Annotated in this window: 13 protein-coding genes; 9 read left to right on the top strand and 4 right to left on the bottom strand. The window is 68.9% G+C overall.

Annotated elements, in window-relative coordinates; translation table 11 throughout:
• The first annotated feature begins 658 nt into the window (after window positions 1-658).
• Both KME82_RS17110 and KME82_RS17105 read left to right on the top strand, forming a co-directional pair.
• A complete protein-coding gene (locus KME82_RS17110; protein WP_215495118.1) occupies window positions 659-1,114 on the top strand; it encodes a VOC family protein in 456 nt (151 codons plus the stop codon).
• Window positions 1,114-2,373, top strand: coding sequence for a multidrug effflux MFS transporter (locus tag KME82_RS17105; protein WP_215495117.1), 1,260 nt, complete (start codon window positions 1,114-1,116; stop codon window positions 2,371-2,373). The genes KME82_RS17110 and KME82_RS17105 overlap by 1 nt, the downstream gene beginning before the upstream one ends.
• 224 nt (window positions 2,374-2,597) lie before the next feature.
• On the opposite strand, the gene KME82_RS17100 is transcribed toward KME82_RS17105, so the two are convergent.
• Window positions 2,598-4,688 carry a phosphocholine-specific phospholipase C gene (locus tag KME82_RS17100; protein ID WP_215495116.1) on the bottom strand — a complete coding sequence of 697 codons (2,091 nt, stop codon included), beginning with the start codon at window positions 4,686-4,688 and terminating at the stop codon, window positions 2,598-2,600.
• Between the two features lie 458 nt (window positions 4,689-5,146).
• Between KME82_RS17100 and KME82_RS17095 the strand changes: the two genes are divergently transcribed.
• Genes KME82_RS17095 through KME82_RS17075 form a run of 5 tightly spaced genes read left to right on the top strand, consistent with a single transcriptional unit; the run spans window position 5,147 to window position 9,895 of the window.
• Window positions 5,147-5,830: a vWA domain-containing protein gene (locus KME82_RS17095; RefSeq protein WP_215495115.1), complete on the top strand. Its 684-nt coding sequence runs from the start codon at window positions 5,147-5,149 to the stop codon at window positions 5,828-5,830.
• 17 nt (window positions 5,831-5,847) lie between these two features.
• Complete coding sequence (locus tag KME82_RS17090; RefSeq protein ID WP_215495114.1) at window positions 5,848-6,618, top strand: PP2C family serine/threonine-protein phosphatase; 771 nt, start codon at window positions 5,848-5,850, stop codon at window positions 6,616-6,618.
• Between the two features lie 24 nt (window positions 6,619-6,642).
• On the top strand, window positions 6,643-6,804 hold the full coding sequence (locus tag KME82_RS17085; RefSeq protein WP_215495113.1) for a hypothetical protein: 162 nt from the start codon (window positions 6,643-6,645) through the stop codon (window positions 6,802-6,804).
• Complete coding sequence (locus KME82_RS17080; RefSeq protein WP_215495112.1) at window positions 6,801-8,273, top strand: hypothetical protein; 1,473 nt, start codon at window positions 6,801-6,803, stop codon at window positions 8,271-8,273. Before KME82_RS17085 ends, KME82_RS17080 begins: the two co-directional genes overlap by 4 nt.
• Window positions 8,270-9,895, top strand: coding sequence for a hypothetical protein (locus KME82_RS17075; RefSeq protein WP_215495111.1), 1,626 nt, complete (start codon window positions 8,270-8,272; stop codon window positions 9,893-9,895). The genes KME82_RS17080 and KME82_RS17075 overlap by 4 nt, the downstream gene beginning before the upstream one ends.
• Before the next feature lie 225 nt (window positions 9,896-10,120).
• Here the strand turns inward: KME82_RS17075 and KME82_RS17070 are convergent, their stop codons facing one another.
• Window positions 10,121-11,539, bottom strand: coding sequence for a hypothetical protein (locus KME82_RS17070; protein ID WP_215495110.1), 1,419 nt, complete (start codon window positions 11,537-11,539; stop codon window positions 10,121-10,123).
• Between KME82_RS17070 and KME82_RS17065 the strand changes: the two genes are divergently transcribed.
• The gene (locus KME82_RS17065) at window positions 11,538-11,717 is read left to right on the top strand and encodes a hypothetical protein (RefSeq protein ID WP_215495109.1); all 180 of its coding nucleotides are present in this window, start codon (window positions 11,538-11,540) and stop codon (window positions 11,715-11,717) included. The genes KME82_RS17070 and KME82_RS17065 overlap by 2 nt on opposite strands.
• Window positions 11,718-11,989: 272 nt before the next feature.
• Entirely contained in the window at window positions 11,990-12,376 is a 387-nt protein-coding gene (locus KME82_RS17060) for a hypothetical protein (protein ID WP_215495108.1), read from the top strand.
• Between the two features lie 543 nt (window positions 12,377-12,919).
• Here KME82_RS17060 and KME82_RS17055 read toward each other — a convergent pair.
• Window positions 12,920-13,393, bottom strand: coding sequence for a hypothetical protein (locus KME82_RS17055; protein ID WP_252255382.1), 474 nt, complete (start codon window positions 13,391-13,393; stop codon window positions 12,920-12,922).
• 49 nt (window positions 13,394-13,442) lie between these two features.
• Window positions 13,443-16,745 (bottom strand): winged helix-turn-helix domain-containing protein, encoded by a 3,303-nt coding sequence (locus KME82_RS17050; protein ID WP_215495107.1) that lies wholly within the window; start codon window positions 16,743-16,745, stop codon window positions 13,443-13,445.
• Window positions 16,746-17,046: the final 301 nt, after the last annotated feature.

Raw genomic sequence — 17,046 nt, 5'->3', positions numbered from 1 at the left:
GATTATAGCCGGGGATGGGGCTGGGGGGCAGGGGCTGGGGCGGGTTCAGGGATGGGGATGGGCGAGGGGGTTGGGGTGGTCGAATGGGTTGGGGCGGGTTTGGGGCGGGTCGAAGAAGCCGCGACGACGGCGCGGGATATGAAAGCCGTCGCGTGGGTACGAATCCCTGCTACAGGCGCGAATCTTTCAGTTCGTCATTCCCGCGAACGCGGGAATCCAGTGACTTCAAGCGTTCTCGCACGAAAGTCGCTGGATTCCCGCGTTCGCGGGAATGACGGTAGGAGAGAGCGACGCAGGTGCGAGTTACGACCTGGAAAGATGACGCTGAAGCCTCTGGATTCCCGCGTTCGCGGGAATGACGGTAGGGAGATCGATGGAGGTGCGAGTTACAAACTGGAAAGATGACGCTGAAGTCTCTGGATTCCCGCCTTCGCGGGAATGACGAGTAGGAGGAATGACGTAGGTGTGAGTTACGACTTGCTGACGTCGTCGGCGAGGCAGTCGTCAGCACGGCGATGGAGGCACGGCAATGGACGCCCGCCCCCACCAATCGACAACCGACAACCACCAATCGACAAATCAAAACAACTTCCCACCCGATCGCGCACCCGCGCGGTTGTAGACTGTGAAGTCTCCCCCAAGCCCTCCGACGCCCGACATGAGCGCGCGACCGTTCCAGCTGATGCAACTCGATCACGTGGTGCTGCGCGTGCGCGACACCGCCGCGATGGTCGCCTTCTACTGCGAGGTGCTCGGCTGCACCATCGAGCGCCGCCAGGACCCGATCGGGCTAGTGCAGTTGCGCGCCGGCGCCTCGCTGATCGACCTGGTCGACGTCGACGGCAAGATCGGCCGCATGGGCGGCGCCGCGCCGGGCGAGGAGGGCCGCAACATGGATCACCTGTGCCTGCGCGCGCAGCCGTTCGACCGCGAGGCGATCGTGGCTCATCTGGATGCGCATGGCGTGCGCATCGGCGAGTTCGGTTCGCGCTATGGCGCCGAGGGCGAGGGTCCTTCGCAATACTTGTTCGACCCGGAAGGCAATCTGGTCGAACTCAAGGGCCCGCCGGACGAAGTGTCGATCGACTCCCGGGCCTCGGGCGCGGCCAGCTGATGAACGCTTCGGCCAAGGCACCGTTGTCGATCCGTCGCCTTGCGCTGTTGCTGGGCGGCCTGGCGATGTTCGGGCCGTTCTCGATCGACACCATCTTCCCGGCGTTTCCGGCGATGGGCGCCGAATTGGGCGCGGACAAGCTGCAGATGCAGCAGACCATCAGCGTATACCTGGTCGCGTATGCGTTGATGAGCATCGTGCATGGGCCGCTGTCGGATGCGATCGGGCGGCGCCGGGTGATTATTGGTGGTTTGGGGGTGTTTACGCTGGCTTCGGTGGCGTGCGCGCTCTCTACCGATCTGCCTACTTTGCTTTTCTTTCGCGCGATCCAAGGTTTGTCTGCCGGTGTTGGCCTGATCGTCGGCCGCGCGGTGATCCGCGATGTGCTGCACGGCGACGACGCGCAGCGGCTGATGAGCCAGGTGATGATGATCTTCGGCATCGCGCCGGCGATCGCACCGATCATCGGCGGCTGGATTCTCGGTTGGGCGCACTGGCCGGCGATCTTCTGGTTCCTGGTCGGTTTCTCGGTGCTGTTGCTGGCGGCGGTGATCGTGCTGCTGCCGGAAACCCACCCGCCGCAGGCGCGGCTGGCGCTCAAGCCCAGGCGGCTGCTGCGCGATTACGTTGCGATTTTCCTCAACCCGCGTTTCCAGCGCCTGACCGCGGCCGGCGCGTTCAACTTCGGCGCGCTGTTCCTCTACATCGCCTCGGCGCCGGCGTTCGTGCTCGACATCCTCAAGCTCAACGAGCGCCAGTTCGCCTGGTTCTTCGTGCCGACCATCGGCGGCATGGTGCTCGGCTCGTTCGTGTCCGGCCGCGCCGCCGGCAAGATCGGCGGCGATCGCCTGGTCAACATCGGCTTCGGTTTCTGCGCGCTCGCCCTGGCGATCAACCTGGGCTACAACCTGTGGACCTCGCAGCCGCAGGTGCCGTGGGCGGTGATCCCGATGTGCATCGGCGCGTTCGGCATCGCCCTGGTGTTTCCGATCGTGACCTTGTCGATCCTCGACATGTACCCGCATCAGCGCGGCTCGGCCTCGTCGTTGCAGGCCTTCGCCGGGCTGGTGGTCAACGCGCTGCTGGCCGGGGTGATCTCGCCGTTGCTCAGCGACAGCGCATTGCACCTGGCGATCGCCGCCTCAGCGTTGACCGCGGTGGCGTGGGGGTTCTGGCGTTGGGAAGCCTTCGTGTCGAAAGCCGCGTGCGCGCGGGTGCCGGAAGACGCGGTGATCGTGGAGCCGCAGGATTCGATGTGATTGGCTGCGTGGCGGCTTGGGCCGTTTGCGCGAATTCGAGGTGGCGACGTAGTTGTGTTTTCGCGGTCGCGGCTTGCGCCGCTCCTACAGGGGGTGGCCGATGCGTGCGTATCGGCACGTGACTGATTGCTTTGTGTAGGAGCGGCGCGAGCCGCGACCGCGCTATGGCAACGACGACGCGATTGCGAGGTCGTCATGCGGTCGCGACTGACGCCGCTCCCACCTCAGATCAATCCCGGATCGGTAATGCCGTGCTCGCCGGTCTCCATGCGTCCGGCCAGGCGACGGTAATACTCCGGGTCGTTCGCGTCGGTCAGCACGAAGTCGTACCACTGCTGGCTTTCGTCGAGCTTGATCGGGCGGTAATGCACCGCGGCCGGGCCCAGGCGCTCCAGGCGCGGTTCGTACAGGCCGTACTGGTCGGCGAGGTTCAGGCGCAGAGGCTTGAACGCGGGGTTGCGCAGCGCCAGGATCAGCTTGCGACGACGCAGGCGCAGGTCGGGCACGGTGGTCACGGTCGGGTTGGCGCCGCCGAACGAACCGCGGAATTCGCGGAAGAATCCGTTCGGCGCGAACACCTGCAGCGCATAGGCGCGGGCGCCGTCTCGCTGCAGCGTCCAGTCGCCGTGCAGCGTCTTGCCCGCCTCGACCGTGTAGCGGCGCGGGATCGCGGTGGGCGCGAGCAGATCGTAGACATGGAACACCGCCGCGACGCGGCCGGTGTTGCTAAAGCTCAGGCGCAACCGTCGCGTTTCGCGATCGAAGCGTTCGCCGACCTGCAGGTCGTAGGGCAACGCGCGCGAGGGTTTGATGCCGGGTTGCTGCTGCGGCGCGCTCGCGACCGCGGGCGGTTTCGGCGCGGGCAGGCGGCTTTGTTCGGCGACGATGCGGTCGGCGTCGCCGATTTCCGGCAGCGACGGGATCGGTTCGTGATTGGGATCGTGGAAGTTGAACGCGGTGGTCAGGTCGCCGCATACCGCGCGTCGCCACGCGCTGATGTTGGGCTCGGCCACGCCGAAGCGTTTTTCCAGAAAGCGGATCACCGAGGTGTGGTCGAACACCTGCGAATTGATCCAGCCGCCGCGGCTCCACGGCGAGATCACGTACATCGGCACGCGCGGGCCCAGGCCGTAGGGACGGTCGTAGTAGATCGCCGGATCGCTGGAACTGCCGTGCGAGGGGCCGCTGCGCGCGATGTGGTGTTCGCCGCGCAGGTCCACGGTCGAACCGCCGATCAGCCGGTGATCGGCATCGAACGACGGCGGCGCCGGCGGCGGCACGTGGTCGAAGAACCCGTCGTTCTCGTCGAAGTTGACGATCAGCACCGTGCGCGCCCAGACCTCGGGGTCGGCGGTGAGCGCTTCGAGCACGCGCGCGGTGTAGTCCGCGCCCCAGATCGGCGCCGACGGGCCGGGATGTTCGGAGTACTTGGCCGGCGCGACCAGCCACGACACCTGCGGCAACTGGCCGCTGCGCACGTCGCTGGCGAGATCGTCCAGGGTCCAGGTTTTCAGCGCTTTTTCGGCCAGCGCCGAGCCCGGCGCGGCGGCGCGGAACTGGCGGAAGCCTTCGAGCGGGTTGTCGGAGAAGTTGTCGTCCATGTCCTGGTACAGCTTCCAGCTCACCCCGGCCTGTTCCAGGCGCTCGGGGTAGGTGGTCCAGAAATAGCCTTCGCTGGCCGGGCCGGAATCGTCAAAGGTGTTGACGATGGCCGGGCCACCGCGATCGGCGGCCGGGTTGTTGGTGCCGGTCCACAGGAACAGGCGATTGGGATTGGTGCCGGTGAGCTGCGAGCAGTGATACGCATCGCACAGGGTGAAGGCGTTGGCCAGCGCGTACTGGAACGGGATGTCGGCTTCTTGGTAATGGCCGAGCGAGCGTTCGGTCTTGGCCGGCAGCCACTTGTCCATCAGGCCCTGGTTCCAGGCCGCTTGCGCATCGGGCCAGGTGTGCGGGGTGCCGCCGATGCGCTGCGCGCTCGTGGTCTTGGTGTCGATGTGGTACGGCTGGATTTCGCGGCCTTGCGCGGTGGTCTGTCGCCACACCGGCTTGCCGCTGGGCAGCGGGATCGGGAAGCGATCGCCGAACCCGCGCACGCCGCGCATCGCGCCGAAGTAATGGTCGAACGAGCGGTTCTCCTGCATCAGGATGACCACGTGCTTGACGTCGTGAATGGTGCCGCTGACGCGCGCGGCGGGGATCGCGAGCGCCTTCTGGATCGCGGGCGGGAACAGGTTGAGGGCCAGGCCGGCGGCGGTAGCGCCGGCGGCGCCGCGCAGGAAGCTGCGGCGTTGGGAATCGTGCGAGTCGGTCATGACAATCCGGGCGTAAATCCGCTCGAAAGCGGTGGGCTGGGGGAGCGGCGGGCAACCGCCACCGCAGCGTGCTGCGCGCAGATGGCAGTGCGGTTACCGCTTATGGACCGGTGCGCGGACTTGTGCGCCGCCTGCGCAGTGCGCTGGGATGGCGGTCGCGGCTGCGGCGCGGGATGTGGCCCGCGGCCGCGAGACGCGACCCCGAGCCGCGAGAGGATGGCGCTCGTCCGCCGCGTTCGAACACGAGCGTGGCCGACCTGGCGTATGCACAGCGATCGCCCTGTCAGACGGCGCTGCGACAGCGCGGCAGCGGGCGGCCGCGAACGCGCGCGAAATCTCGGTAAAACCGGCCGCATCGCGCCCGTCCGCGGGCCGGCCGACGGCGAAAACCGCCGCGCTGTGCCCGCCGTGGTCGCTGTGGCTATACTGCCGAATCGATCCCTTCGCAAAGGAATGCCATGAATCAGCCGATGATCCCCGACGTAGCCCTGGTCGACAACACCGAACAGCGCACGCCGCTGGTGCTGGTGCTGGACTGCTCGGGCAGCATGATGGGCCCGCCGGTGCAGCAGTTGAACGAAGGGCTCAAGCTGCTGGAGACCGAACTCAAGAGCGACGTGATCGCGGCCAAGCGGGTGCGCGTGCTGGTGGTGCGCTACGGCGGTTTCGATCACGCCGAGGTGGTCGGCGACTGGTGCGACGCGATGGATTTCACCGCGCCCGTGCTGGAGGCCGACGGCACCACGCCGACCGGTCGCGCGATCGACCTGGCCCTGACCGAGGTCGAGAACGAAAAGCAGCGCTTCAAGGCCGCCGGCATCGCCTACACCCGGCCGTGGCTGTTCCTGATGTCCGACGGCGTGCCGACCGATACCTGGGAAGCCTCGGCCAAGCGCGCGCGTGAAGCCGAGCAGGCCAACAAGGTCGCGATCTTCCCGATCGCGGTCGGCGACGGTTCGCAGGTCGGCGTGATGGGCCAGTTCAGCAGCAAGGGCGAGGGCGGCGTCAAGCGCCTGCAGGGGCTGCAGTTCCGCGAGCTGTTCCTGTGGCTGAGCGCGAGCATGCAGGTGGTGTCGCAGTCGCGTCCGGGCGGACAGGCGCAATTGCCGTCCACCGACACCTGGTCCTCGGTGCCGACCTGAGCGGCGGGGCGCAGGCCATGGCTTGGCGCATCTACGCCGCGTCGGCGACCGGAACCTCGCACGTCGGCAAAGGCATTCCCTGCCAGGACGCGTTCGCCTTCCATGCCGACGGCGAACATCTGGTCGCGGTCGTTTGCGACGGCGCCGGTTCGGCGTCGCGCAGCGATGAGGGCTCGCGCCTGGTCGCCGATACGGTGACGCGCGTGCTCAGCGAGCGGTTGCGCAGCGGTGCGGCCGGATTGGACGACGAAGACGCATTCGAAGCGAGCGCGAGCGAAGCGATCCAGATCGCGCGCGCGGCGTTGATCGAGATCGCCGACGCGGCCAAGGTCTCGCTGTCGAGTTATGCCGCGACCTTGGTCGGTTTTGCCGGCGACGGACAGCGCGGCTGGTTCTTCCATATCGGCGACGGCATCGGCGTGGCCGAAGCGGTGTCGGCGGGCGAGGCGTCGGCGGACCAACCGAGCGTGGTCTCGGCGCCGGAAAACGGCGAGTATTCCAACGAAACCTATTTCGTCACCGGCGACGCCTGGCGCCAGCACCTGCGCGTGCTCGCGGTGACCGCGCCGACCGCGCGGCTGGCGCTGATGTCCGACGGCGCGATGCCGTTCGCGATGGACAAGGGCAATACCGGCCTGTTCAAGCCGTTCATCGAACCGGTCGCGCGCTATCTGGCGTCGGTCGGCGAGGACGACGGCAGCCGCGCGCTGCTGGGTACGCTCGACGACCCGCGCACGCACGGCATCACCTCCGACGACAAGACCCTGCTGATCGCGTTGCGGGGCTGAGTCCGACGTCATGAGCACGTTGCCATGAGCCCCGACGACGCCATGCGTTACCAGGTCGTCAGCGGCGTGGTCGCGGCGGACGCGCTCGCCATCGCCGCGGTCGATGCCGCTGCGTTCGTCGCGGTTTCGCACTCGCGCGTGCGCACGCGCCGGACCCGCGTGCCGCGGACGGGGGCGCGCGCATGAGCCCCGTCACCGGCCAGACCATTTTGATCGGCTCGCGCCGCTCGCGCCTGGGCAATCTGATCAAGAGCGGCGGCGCCGGCAGCGTGTATCTGTTGCCGGACGATCCCAACGCGGTGGCGAAGATCTATCACGCCCGGGTCGATCCGCCGAGCTACACCGATCGCATCGAGGCCATGCTCGACCTGCGTCCGCATTTGCCCGACCAGATCGAAGGCGGCAAGCGCTACGTGCAGATCGCCTGGCCCGACGCGGTGGTGCGCGACGAGCGCGGCAAGTTCGCCGGTTTCACCATGCCGGCGCTGGACGTGGACTCCACCTCCGAACTCGAACAGGTGCTGCAGGAACGCCAGGCGCGCGCGGCCGGGTTGCCGGTCGGGCTGGGCCACAAGATCACGCTTGCGGCCAATCTCGCCGCGGTGCTCGCGGCGCTGCATCAGCAGCATCACTGCGTGGTCGATCTCAAGCCGGTCAACCTGCGCTTCTATCGCGCGTCGCTGTACATCGCGCTGCTCGACTGCGACGGTTTCAGCATCCAGGGCCGCGGCCGGCGTTATTCGGCGCCGCAGTACACGCCCGATTACCTGGCGCCGGAGTACCAGGCGCACAAGCTCGACGAAGCCGGCGAGGAAACCCAGGACCGATTCGCCCTGGCGGTGGTGATCTTCCAGTTGCTGAACTTCGGCATCCATCCCTACAGCGGCAAGCCGTCGTCGGATCGCGTGCCGACCGATATCCCCGGGCGCATCCGCGAACGCTGCTATGCCTACGGGCTGCGCGCGAACCGGGTCATGGCGCCCAGTCCGGTCAGCGCGCACGCGAGCATGCCGCAGGAACTGCGCGGCCTGTTCGATCGCGCGTTCGGCGACACGCCGTCGGCGCGTCCGCCCTCGTCGGAATGGCGCGATGCGCTGCGCGCGTATGCGCAGCCCTCGAGCGGGCGGCTGGTGGTGTGCGCGCGCAATCGCGAGCACCAGCATTACGCCGGTCAGCCCTGCGCTTCGTGCATCCGCCTGGACCTGCTCAGCAAGACCGCGCGCAAGGCCAAGCCGCGTCCGGCCACCCAGCCGCAGGATATGCCGCGCGCCTGGGCGACGGTGATGCGCACGACGGTGCAGGCGACGCAGCCGCGGCCGCAACCTGCGCCGCGTCGCTTCGGCGCACGGACGTCGTTGCCGCCTTCGGTGCCGCAGCAACAAATGCCGTCGGCCGCTTCGACTGCGCGCGGTTACCGGATCCAGACCTCGCGGTTGGTCGCGACCGCGCGCGCGGCGATGATCCTGGTGGTGCCGCTGGTGTTCGCCGCGCTGTCGTATCTGCTGCAGGGCTATTACGCCAGCCTGCGCAGCACCGCCACCTCGCCGCTGGACGGCTGGATGAACCAGATCCTGCTGACCTTGATGGGCATCGGCTTCGTGGTGTTCTGCTACGTGTTCCTGGTGGTGCTGCCGCGGATGATCAAGAACCGATGAGCTGGCAGGGCCGCCCTCCGCGCTGGCATCCGCTGCGTTCGCCGCCGACCCGCTTCGCCTTGATCAAGGTGATGGTGCTGCTGTTCTTCGTGGTGATCTTCCTGGCGCCGCTGACCGGGTGGCTGATGTCGATGCCGATGTGGCTGATGGATTTCATCGGCTACCTGGTCTCGACTTCGCGCCACAGCCCGAGCGAGCGCTGGTTCCGCGGCGCGCTGACCGTCGGCGGCGCGGTCTGCACGATCGCGGTGCTGTGGCGCGCACGCGAGGACGGCGACGACGATCTGACCAAGCGCGCGATGATCGCGGCCACGATACTGGCGGTGTATCTGGCGGCGACCTATCCGGCATCGCGCGGCTCGCCGCCGCAGCGCGCCGAACGCGCGGCGCCCGCTCGCAGTCAACCGACATCGACATCGACATCGACATCGACGCCGTCGCGCACGAGCCGCGCCGCGAACGCGCCGAACACCGCGCCGGCGAAGTGGGGCGAACCGCCGCCGCCGCTGCCCGCGGCCGACTACGACGCGCTGGCCGAACGGCTGGTGCGCGGCGCGGCGCGCAGCGCGGCCGGCGGCGATCCGTTCTTTCGCCAGCAATTGGCGATGCTCGGCGAACTGCGCAAGGAGCGCGCGCCGGCCGACGCCGACGGCGCGCGCTACGAAACCGCGATGCAGCGTTACCGGCGCGTCGCGCAGGCGGCGGTCGCGATGCGGCCGGTGGGAGAAAAGGTTCCGGCCGAACGCTATCTGCAGGCCGCGCGCAGCGCCGATCCGAATTCGGCGATGGCCGCGCGCGAGCTCGGCGCATGGCGCTTGCGCGCCTACATGCGCCAGGTCCAGCGCGATGCCGACGGCGCGCCTGAGCAAGCCGACAATCTGCGCGAGGCCAGCGCCGCGGCGCGGGCGATGTTCATCGATGCCTTGCGCATGAATCCGTCGTTCGACGGCGCCTGGCGCGGGCTGGCCTGGACCTGGCTGTACGACGATCCGGACCTGGCCCAGGGCGCGTTGACCATCGAGGCCGACCAGCGGTTCGACGCGAGCGGTGCGAAGAGCGTGCTCGCCTCCATCGAGGCGGCCGCCGATGCGGCCGGCGCGCCGGGGCGGCTGCGCTTCGAGGTGCTGGAAGCGCGCGCTCGCGCGACCGCGATGGACCTGCGCAATCTGTCGGTGCCGCGCGATATCCAGGAGGTCGCGCGCTTGCCGTTTCCGATGGCCGGCGGACAGGCCACGCGCACGGCCGCGGCGGCGGCGAAGAAGGCCGACGCGAAGCGCGGCGTTTCGCGCGCCGGTGCGATCGACCGGATCGAATGGGCGTGGCGCAGCGGCGCGTTGAAAGTCGCCGGCACGGCCGACCTGCAGGCGTGGACCGATGCGGCGCGCGCGCAGGCGGCGAGTTTCGCGCCCGACGCCGAGCGCATGCTGGCGGGCTTGCCGCGCTATCGCGTGGTGCGCAGCTTCAAGTGGCCCAAGGGCATGGCCGAGACGAGCCCGATGGTGTTCGTGGTGCCCGAACGGGTCGAGCGGCCCAGCGGCGACCCCGGCAATGCGCTGGTGCTCGACACCGCGCGCGGTGATTGCCTGGGTCATTACTGCGACGGCGTGGTGCGCTTGAACTGAGCGTGTCGGGCTGGGCGTGCTTGAGCCGAGTCCGCTTGAGTGGCGCCTGCCTGGGCCGCGCCTGCTCGAGCCAGGCGCGTTGCCGGCCGCACTGGGCTCGACTTGGAATACAGAGCGAACTCCGGCCGATGCGCGTGGAGGTCCCCTGGACACGCATCGGCCGGACCGCTGAAACGAGGTGGTACGAGTTCGGGTCCTTTCCGAACGCGCCACCCGGGTGTCGGTTTACACCGGCCCGTTCGGCAGCTCCGACACGGTCGCGCCGATGATCAAAGCGCGTTCGCTGCTGGTGGTGCCGGTGAAGGTCTGGGTCGCCGGGTCGGCTTTCCAGCCGGCGGCGAGGCTGCCGCCTTCGGCTTCGAAGGTGAACGGTCCGATCCGCAGCCCGGTGGCGGCGCGGAACGGGTCGGCGAATCGGCGGAAGGTCGAGGTGGTGGTGCGGATCGCGAATGAGGGCTTGTAGCCCACGCACATGCCGTTCTTGATCAGGCCGAAGAAGCCCTTCTCGCCGAACACCGGCTGGCCGCGCGTCTCCACGGTGTCGCCGCCGAACGGGCTGTAGCCGTGGATGAAGGGGCCGTCGATCATGCCGCGGGCGAATTCGCCGTCGTACCAGCCGCCCGGGCGGATGCCGATGCGGTCGACGGCCTGGAAGTCCAGCGACAGCTCGAGCTTGTTGTCGAATTCGAATTCGTCGATGCGCTCCCAGCGGCCGTTGATGCGTACCTGCCAGAACAGCTGGCGGATGCGGCTGCGGCGGCCGGCCCAGGTCTGGCCGAAATCGTAGGGCGCTTCGCGATTGCTGAAACCCAGGGTCACGCCGCTGGGGCCATTGCCGGCCTGGACCTTCGCGACCCAGTCCGCCGCGTCCTGTTCGACCTTCCAGTCGTGGACCTTCGGCAGCTTGATCAAGTTGAGGTCGGCGAAGCGGACCTGGTGCGCCTCGTCGCTGCAGCGCAGCTGGGCCTGGCCGAGTTCGGGCGATTCGCACTGCGCGACCAGCGCGGAGTAATGGCTCTGCGCCTGGTTCATCGCCACTTCGGCCGCGACGATGCGGGTCTGATAGCCGGCGCCGCCGCGGCTGCCGAGCCACTCGGTGAAGCTCGGGCGGTGATCGTCGACCTGATTGGCGTAGGCCGAGGCGGCCGAGGTGGTGGCCAGGGTGTAGTGATTGGTCGCCACCACCAGCGCGTCGTCGGCGTCATGCAGGTGCTGGCGCAGGCTGCGGTAGTCGGTCTGGGCCGGGATCACGTTGAGGAATTGCTGGTAGGCCTGGTGGACCGCGTCGCCGCTGGACACGTAGGCGCCGATCGCGCTCCATTGCGGCGCGGTCGAGCAGAAATCGTAATGGGCCGCGGCGATGAAGCCGGCCTGGGTGCGCGGCCAGTCCCACGGCACCGACGGGTACATCAGCTGGAAGTCGTCGGGCGACAGCCCGATCGAATCGATCAGGGCGCGGTACAGCAGGCCCCAGGGCTTGTCGTCGAAGTCGCTGTTGGCGGCGATGATGCCGGCGTCGAGGCGGGCGACTTCGAGCAGGCGCCGGTCCTGCGCGCCATGGCGGAATTGCGAGAGCGGACCCACGTCGTCCTGCGAATCCTCGGTGTCGCTGGCGCAGGGGTAGGGATACTCGGAATCGGACATGACGGTACTCCTGACTGCATCGCCGGATCGGCGCGTGGTGCCCGGGCCCCGCACGCCGGCCGGCGTGTCGGTCTCCGGCCGTGGCACCCGCGGTCCGGATGCCGCGCAGGTTGGCGATCGCCTCGCGCGCCTGCCTTACGGCAACCTTACGGAGCAGTTTTCCTTTATCGATCAATGAGTTGGTGCCGGCTTCGTCAGGTTCGCGAAGGCCGGTTTCGGGCGGCGCGGGGCGCCGAATGCGCGCGCGGCTCACCGATTCACTACCTCCGGTCACCGTCGGCGACGGGCGCGAGCGGGCGCGATCGCGGCCGGCGACGACCGTCAGGTTGCGGTAAGGCGGGGCGGGTGGGCGCGCGCGCAGGGTGAGCGTGCGGCGATCGCCGCAGCGCGAGGCAGGTGCATCGGGACGCCCGGTGCGGTCGCGTCCAATGCACAACCCAGGAGAACGTCATGAACGCCAAACTCGTGAAGTGGTCGCTGTCCGCCGCGCTGGTCCTCGCCGTCTCGCCGGCCCTGGCCGCCGCGCCGCCGGCCTGCAAGTCGCTGCCCAAGGACGTGGCCAAGATGATCCAGTCGTTCGACAGCTGCGCCAGGGCCGAGAACCCGACCGTCGCCTGCGAGAAGCTGAAGTTGAACGCGCGGGTCTACGAGAACGACAAGGGCCTGCTGCCGCCGCTCGGCCCGATCGGCCCGAAGTACTGGCGCGCCGCGCCGGCCCTGCTGGGTTCGCCGCAGGGGCTGGTCTATCTGGTCCAGGAGAGCGCCAAGGGCCGGCCGATCACCCAGCGCTATTACACCCACGACAGCTTCGGCTCGTTCTGCACGATCAAGAAGTAACGGCATCGATCGGTTGACCGCGCCGATCGCGGCTGCCGAGCGCGGCTGCGGCGGGTGAGCGGGCGTTGCGGATGCCGGCAATGACGGTGCGGATCGGTTGGAGCTGCGAATCGTCGGAGCGAACCGCGTCGGGGCTGAAAGCCCCTCCCACAAAAGATTGCGTGGCCACGGATCGGCTGGGTGCTTGCCGGAGCAAGCATGACCCAGCCGCGCACGGCGGGCCGCAGCACACCGCACGCTCTGCGGTGTGCTGCGCGCTGCGGTTTGCCGCGGCTAGCTGCGGTTCGCTGCGGCGCGGTGCGCAGGCGCGAGGTCTTTTGTGGGAGGGGCTTCAGCCCCGACGCTTTCCGATCGGATCGCAGGGTAGCGCCGGATCTCATCGAGCCAAGTCGGCTGCGACCGGGTTTTGCAGGCAACAGGGCCGGGTGCTTGTCCGGCTGAAGTCGCGCACCGGCGTCCGCGACTTGCAGGCGCCGCGCTCACGGCTCGGCACGAAGGCGCAGACGGTCACGGGCCGCCTGCGCCATTCGCTTTGGCTTGGGATCAGCCGCGCTTCTTGATGTTGCCCGGCGGCACCGTGCGCGGGTCGTTGCCGACCTGCGGATCGCAGGAGATCACCCGCAGGTCGTTGCTCTCCTCATCGCGCACCAGCACGGTGAAGAAGATCAGGGTCTGCACGGTGTTGCGGTTGTGCATGCTCACGCTGCGGCCGTCCTCGGCCACGCGGACCTTGTGGATCTGCTTGAAGGCGTCGGAGTTGAGCACGCTGATGATCTGGAAGCGCTGCGGTACCTGCGCCTCGAACTTGTAGGTGATCACCACCGGGCCGGCGCCCTGCACCGTGACCACGTCCGGCGCGAAGCTGTAGAAGTACTGGCCGAGTCCGGCGTTGCCGCCGAAGCCGACGTAGGCGACGGTCAGTTCGATCTCGATCGGCGCCGGATCGCCCTTCTTGCTCGACTTCTTCTGTTTTTCCGGCGCGGCGGCGGATTTCTTGCTGTCTTTCTTGCTGGCCATGAGCGGTTTCCTGGTGATTGGGGTTGCTGCGGAGCGGCTTCGCGGACGCTTAGTAGAACTCGACGAAGCCGGGATGGCGGTAGCCGGCGCGTTGCAGCCAGGCGATCTGGGTGGACGCTTGCGCGCGCGTGCCCAGGTGGACCTGGGTGCGCACCCAGGCTTCGAGCAGATTGCGGTCGCGGCTGTCGGTCACGCGCTTGGCGAGCAGTTCGCGCACCCGGTTCCAGTCGGCGCGCGCGCGCGCGTCGTCGCCGGCGCGCTGGTAGCGTTCGCCGCGCCAGACCAGGCTGCGCGCGAGCATCGACACGATCGGCGGGTCGTCCGGCGTTTGCCGGTGCAGCGCGTCGAGGTCGGCGACCAGGCGATCGATCGCGGCCTGCGGCGGCGCCGAGGCGACCTGGTCCATGCGCAGCCGCACCATCAGGTCGAGCACGCGCCAGTCCGGCAGCGGTTCGGTCTGCTGCAACAGCGGCGCGAGCACCTGCTGCGCGCGGCGCAGGCGCTCGTCGGCCAGCGCGGGCGCGCCGCGCAGGTGCGCGACCCAGCCGGCATGCGCGTAGGCATGGCCGAGGTTGCGGCGCCAGTCGCGATTGTCGGGTTGTTGTTCGACCAGCGCGCCGAGCAGGCGGATCGCTTCGGCGATTTCGTTTTCGGCATCGTCGGCCAGGCCGCGATCGAGCGCGAGCACCGAACTGCGCAGCAGCGAGGTCGCCAGCTTGCGCCGCCATGCGTCGGCTTCGGGTTCGCTGGCGACCAGTTCGCGCAGCATCGCGGTTTGCGCGGCGTAACCCTTGGCGGCGTCGGCCAGTTGGCCGCGTGCGTCCTGCGCGCTGCTCAGCCACGACAGGCTGTCGACCAGCTCGTAGCGCAGCGATTTGTCGGCCGGCTTGGCCGCGAGCAGGGCGCGCTTGATCGCGACCGAGCGCGCGAACAACTCGGCCGCTTCGTCGCTGCGCAGGCGCACGAACGCGAGCGTGCCCAGATTGTTGAGCGCGTACGACAGCTCCAGTTGCCAGCGCGGGTCCTTCGGCGCGCGCGCGACCAGGCCTTCGCTGGCGCGCAAGTACGCCCGCCAATGTTTTTCCGCCGGATCGTACTGATTCTGCTGATAAGCGTAATAGCCCAGCCAGTACGCGGTGGTGCCGGTCTCGGCCAATGCATCGAGCGAATCGGGCGCGCCGGCCAGCGCGCGCCGCGCCGCGTCGTCGGCGCGTTCGAACGCGGCATGCGCTTCGTCGAAACGCGCCTGGTTCATCAGCACTTCGCCGACCGTGCGCAGTGCGCGCGCGTGGCTGACCAGTTCGCGCGGCTGCATTTCGGTTTCCGGCATGCGCTCCAGGTAGGTCAGGGCCTGGCTGCCGACGCTGTCGAGCAGTTTCAGGTTGCCGATCGGACGCAGTTGTTCGGCCAGGTCGCCGAGCATGAAACCGACCAGTTGCTGGGCCTGATCGCGGCGTTGCTCGGCTTCGCGCCGCGCCTGCCAGGCTTGCAGGCCCAGGCCGGTCGCGGCGAGGGTCAACACGCACAGGCCGGCGATCGCGCTGACCCGCAGCCATTGCTTGCGCCGCTGCTGGCGCTCGGAGGCCTGCAGGAACTGGCGGTCGTCTTCGCCCAGATCGTCGGGCAGGCGACGCGCGGCCTCGCGCGCTTCGGCCAGCGGCCGGCCCGGGTTGAGCAGGTGATCGGCGCGGCGGCCTTCCAGCGCCCAGCGCCGGGTCGCGCGTTGCAGGCGTTCGCGCGCCTGCAGCAGTTGCCGGTTCTCGCTGGCCCATTCGCGCGCGCGCGGCCATTGCCGCAGCAGCGCTTCGTGGGCGACGCCGAAACCCGGTTCGCCGCCGCTGAGTTCGCCGACGAACAGGCGCGCGCGCACGAAGGCTTCGGCCAGTTCGCGCGCGGCCGCGTCGTCCAGGGTCGACCACAGCACGCGCCGGCCGGTGACCGCGTCGCTGTCGGGACGCAGCACGATCAGCGCCGCGAGCACCCGTTCCAGGCTGGCCTGCGCGCTCGCCGGCAGCGCCGCGAAGACCTGTTCGGCGCGATGCGCGAGCGCGCCTTCCAGGCCGCCGAGCTCGCGGTAGGTGCTGACGCTGAGCACGCCGCCTTCGTCCTGACGTTCGTACAGCGCCTGCAGGGTGTGCTGCAGCAGCGGCAGCGAATCGGGATGCTGGGCGGCGGCGTCGCGCAGCAGGTCGTCCAGGCGCAGCGAGCTTTCCGGGTCTTCGCCGAAACTCAATCCGGCCAGCGCCGCGGGCGCGCGGATGATCTGGCCGATCTCGCCTTCGCGCGGAGTGAGCAGGTCGATGTGGCCGTCGCCGGCCTTGAGTTCGGCCAGGCCGGGCACGCTTTCGATCAGGCGCGGGTAGAAGTCGCTGCGGGTGATCGCGATCACCGCCACGCGCGGCGAGGCGCACAGCGCGGTGAGCGCGGCGCCGAACTCGGCGCGGTCGCGCGCATCGATGCCCGGCGCGGCGACCGCGGCCTCGGCGTGGTCGACCACCAGCAGCAGATGCGCGCGTTCGGCCAGGTGCGCGGTGCGGCGCGCGAACGCATCGTCGATGCGCGCATGCACCGCGGCCGGGGTGTCGCGCAGTTGGTTGGCGAGGATTTCGGCCTCGCCGGGCAGGTACAGCGGGCGGCCGTCCAGCGACCAGTCGCACAGGGTCTGGGCGAGCCGCGCGAGCAGGTCGCCGCCGCGGCAGGCGCCCAGGTCGAAGTAGGCGCTGGTCAGCGCATGCAGTCCGTCGAAGCCGCCGTCTTGTTGCAGCAGCGGCATCACCGCCGCGCGCAGCAGCGAGGTCTTGCCGCAACCGCTCGCGCCCGACACCAGGACGAAGCGGCGCTGGCTGTCGAGTTGTTCGCGCAGGGTCGCCAGCAGTTCGGCGGTGGCGCGGCTGCGGCCGAAGAACACGCCGGCATGGGCCTGATCGAACGAGCGAAGGCCGACATACGGGCTGCCCTGGGTCCACGCCGCCGCGCGCGGCAGGCCGCTGCGGTAATCGTCGGGAAAGGTCACTCGCGCGACCAGCCGGTAGCCACGCTTGCGGATGGTTTCGATGTAGTCCGGTTCGCGGCTGCTGTCGCCCAGGCGACGGCGCAGCTGGGCGATGGTCTTGTGGACCGGGTTGTCGCCGTAGAAGGTGCCGCGCCAGATTTCGATCAGCAACTGCTCGGCGCTGATGACTTCGCCGGCGCGCTCGGCCAGCGCGATCAGCACTTCCATCATCCGCGGTTCCAGCGCGGTGGTGACGCCGTCGCGCACGATCGCCAGGCGGTCGGGCTGCACCAGCAGCGCGCCGATGCGGAACTGCGATACCGCCGCCAGGTTCTTGATCCGGTCGATGCGTTGGGGCATCGCAATGCACACTCGCGTTAAAGAAAGGTCGTTCGCGTTCGGTTCCGGCGAGCACCAGGTTTCATGCATCCCCGTCATGCATCCCCATCCTGTGCGGCGACCGGTTGCGGCGAACCGGACGTGGCAGGCGGCAGGCCGCCGCCGACGACGTCGCACCCCATCACGGCGTCAGGCAGGCGGGTGTTGCCTCACGCAAACTAACAAACCTGTCGCCATTCGTGTGGTTCTATCGATGAAATAGTGTGCGAGACGGCTCGGCACGTCTGCTTGATCGCAGGCTTGGCCGGTATCGGCGCCGTTT

It is taken from the genome of Lysobacter capsici, from assembly GCF_018732085.1.
In the GTDB taxonomy this organism is placed as follows: domain Bacteria; phylum Pseudomonadota; class Gammaproteobacteria; order Xanthomonadales; family Xanthomonadaceae; genus Lysobacter; species Lysobacter capsici_A.
Note: the sequence above shows the minus strand (reverse complement) of the source record. Positions and strands in the feature narration are given on the sequence as shown.

What these genes read in the sequence shown, in the direction of transcription:
- KME82_RS17110 (WP_215495118.1), top strand. Translation starts at nt 659, where the DNA reads ATGAGCGCGCGACCGTTCCAGCTGATGCAACTCGATCACGTGGTGCTG.
- KME82_RS17105 (WP_215495117.1), top strand. Translation starts at nt 1,114, where the DNA reads ATGAACGCTTCGGCCAAGGCACCGTTGTCGATCCGTCGCCTTGCGCTG.
- KME82_RS17100 (WP_215495116.1), bottom strand. Translation starts at nt 4,688, where the DNA reads ATGACCGACTCGCACGATTCCCAACGCCGCAGCTTCCTGCGCGGCGCC.
- KME82_RS17095 (WP_215495115.1), top strand. Translation starts at nt 5,147, where the DNA reads ATGAATCAGCCGATGATCCCCGACGTAGCCCTGGTCGACAACACCGAA.
- KME82_RS17090 (WP_215495114.1), top strand. Translation starts at nt 5,848, where the DNA reads ATGGCTTGGCGCATCTACGCCGCGTCGGCGACCGGAACCTCGCACGTC.
- KME82_RS17085 (WP_215495113.1), top strand. Translation starts at nt 6,643, where the DNA reads ATGAGCCCCGACGACGCCATGCGTTACCAGGTCGTCAGCGGCGTGGTC.
- KME82_RS17080 (WP_215495112.1), top strand. Translation starts at nt 6,801, where the DNA reads ATGAGCCCCGTCACCGGCCAGACCATTTTGATCGGCTCGCGCCGCTCG.
- KME82_RS17075 (WP_215495111.1), top strand. Translation starts at nt 8,270, where the DNA reads ATGAGCTGGCAGGGCCGCCCTCCGCGCTGGCATCCGCTGCGTTCGCCG.
- KME82_RS17065 (WP_215495109.1), top strand. Translation starts at nt 11,538, where the DNA reads ATGACGGTACTCCTGACTGCATCGCCGGATCGGCGCGTGGTGCCCGGG.
- KME82_RS17070 (WP_215495110.1), bottom strand. Translation starts at nt 11,539, where the DNA reads ATGTCCGATTCCGAGTATCCCTACCCCTGCGCCAGCGACACCGAGGAT.
- KME82_RS17060 (WP_215495108.1), top strand. Translation starts at nt 11,990, where the DNA reads ATGAACGCCAAACTCGTGAAGTGGTCGCTGTCCGCCGCGCTGGTCCTC.
- KME82_RS17055 (WP_252255382.1), bottom strand. Translation starts at nt 13,393, where the DNA reads ATGGCCAGCAAGAAAGACAGCAAGAAATCCGCCGCCGCGCCGGAAAAA.
- KME82_RS17050 (WP_215495107.1), bottom strand. Translation starts at nt 16,745, where the DNA reads ATGCCCCAACGCATCGACCGGATCAAGAACCTGGCGGCGGTATCGCAG.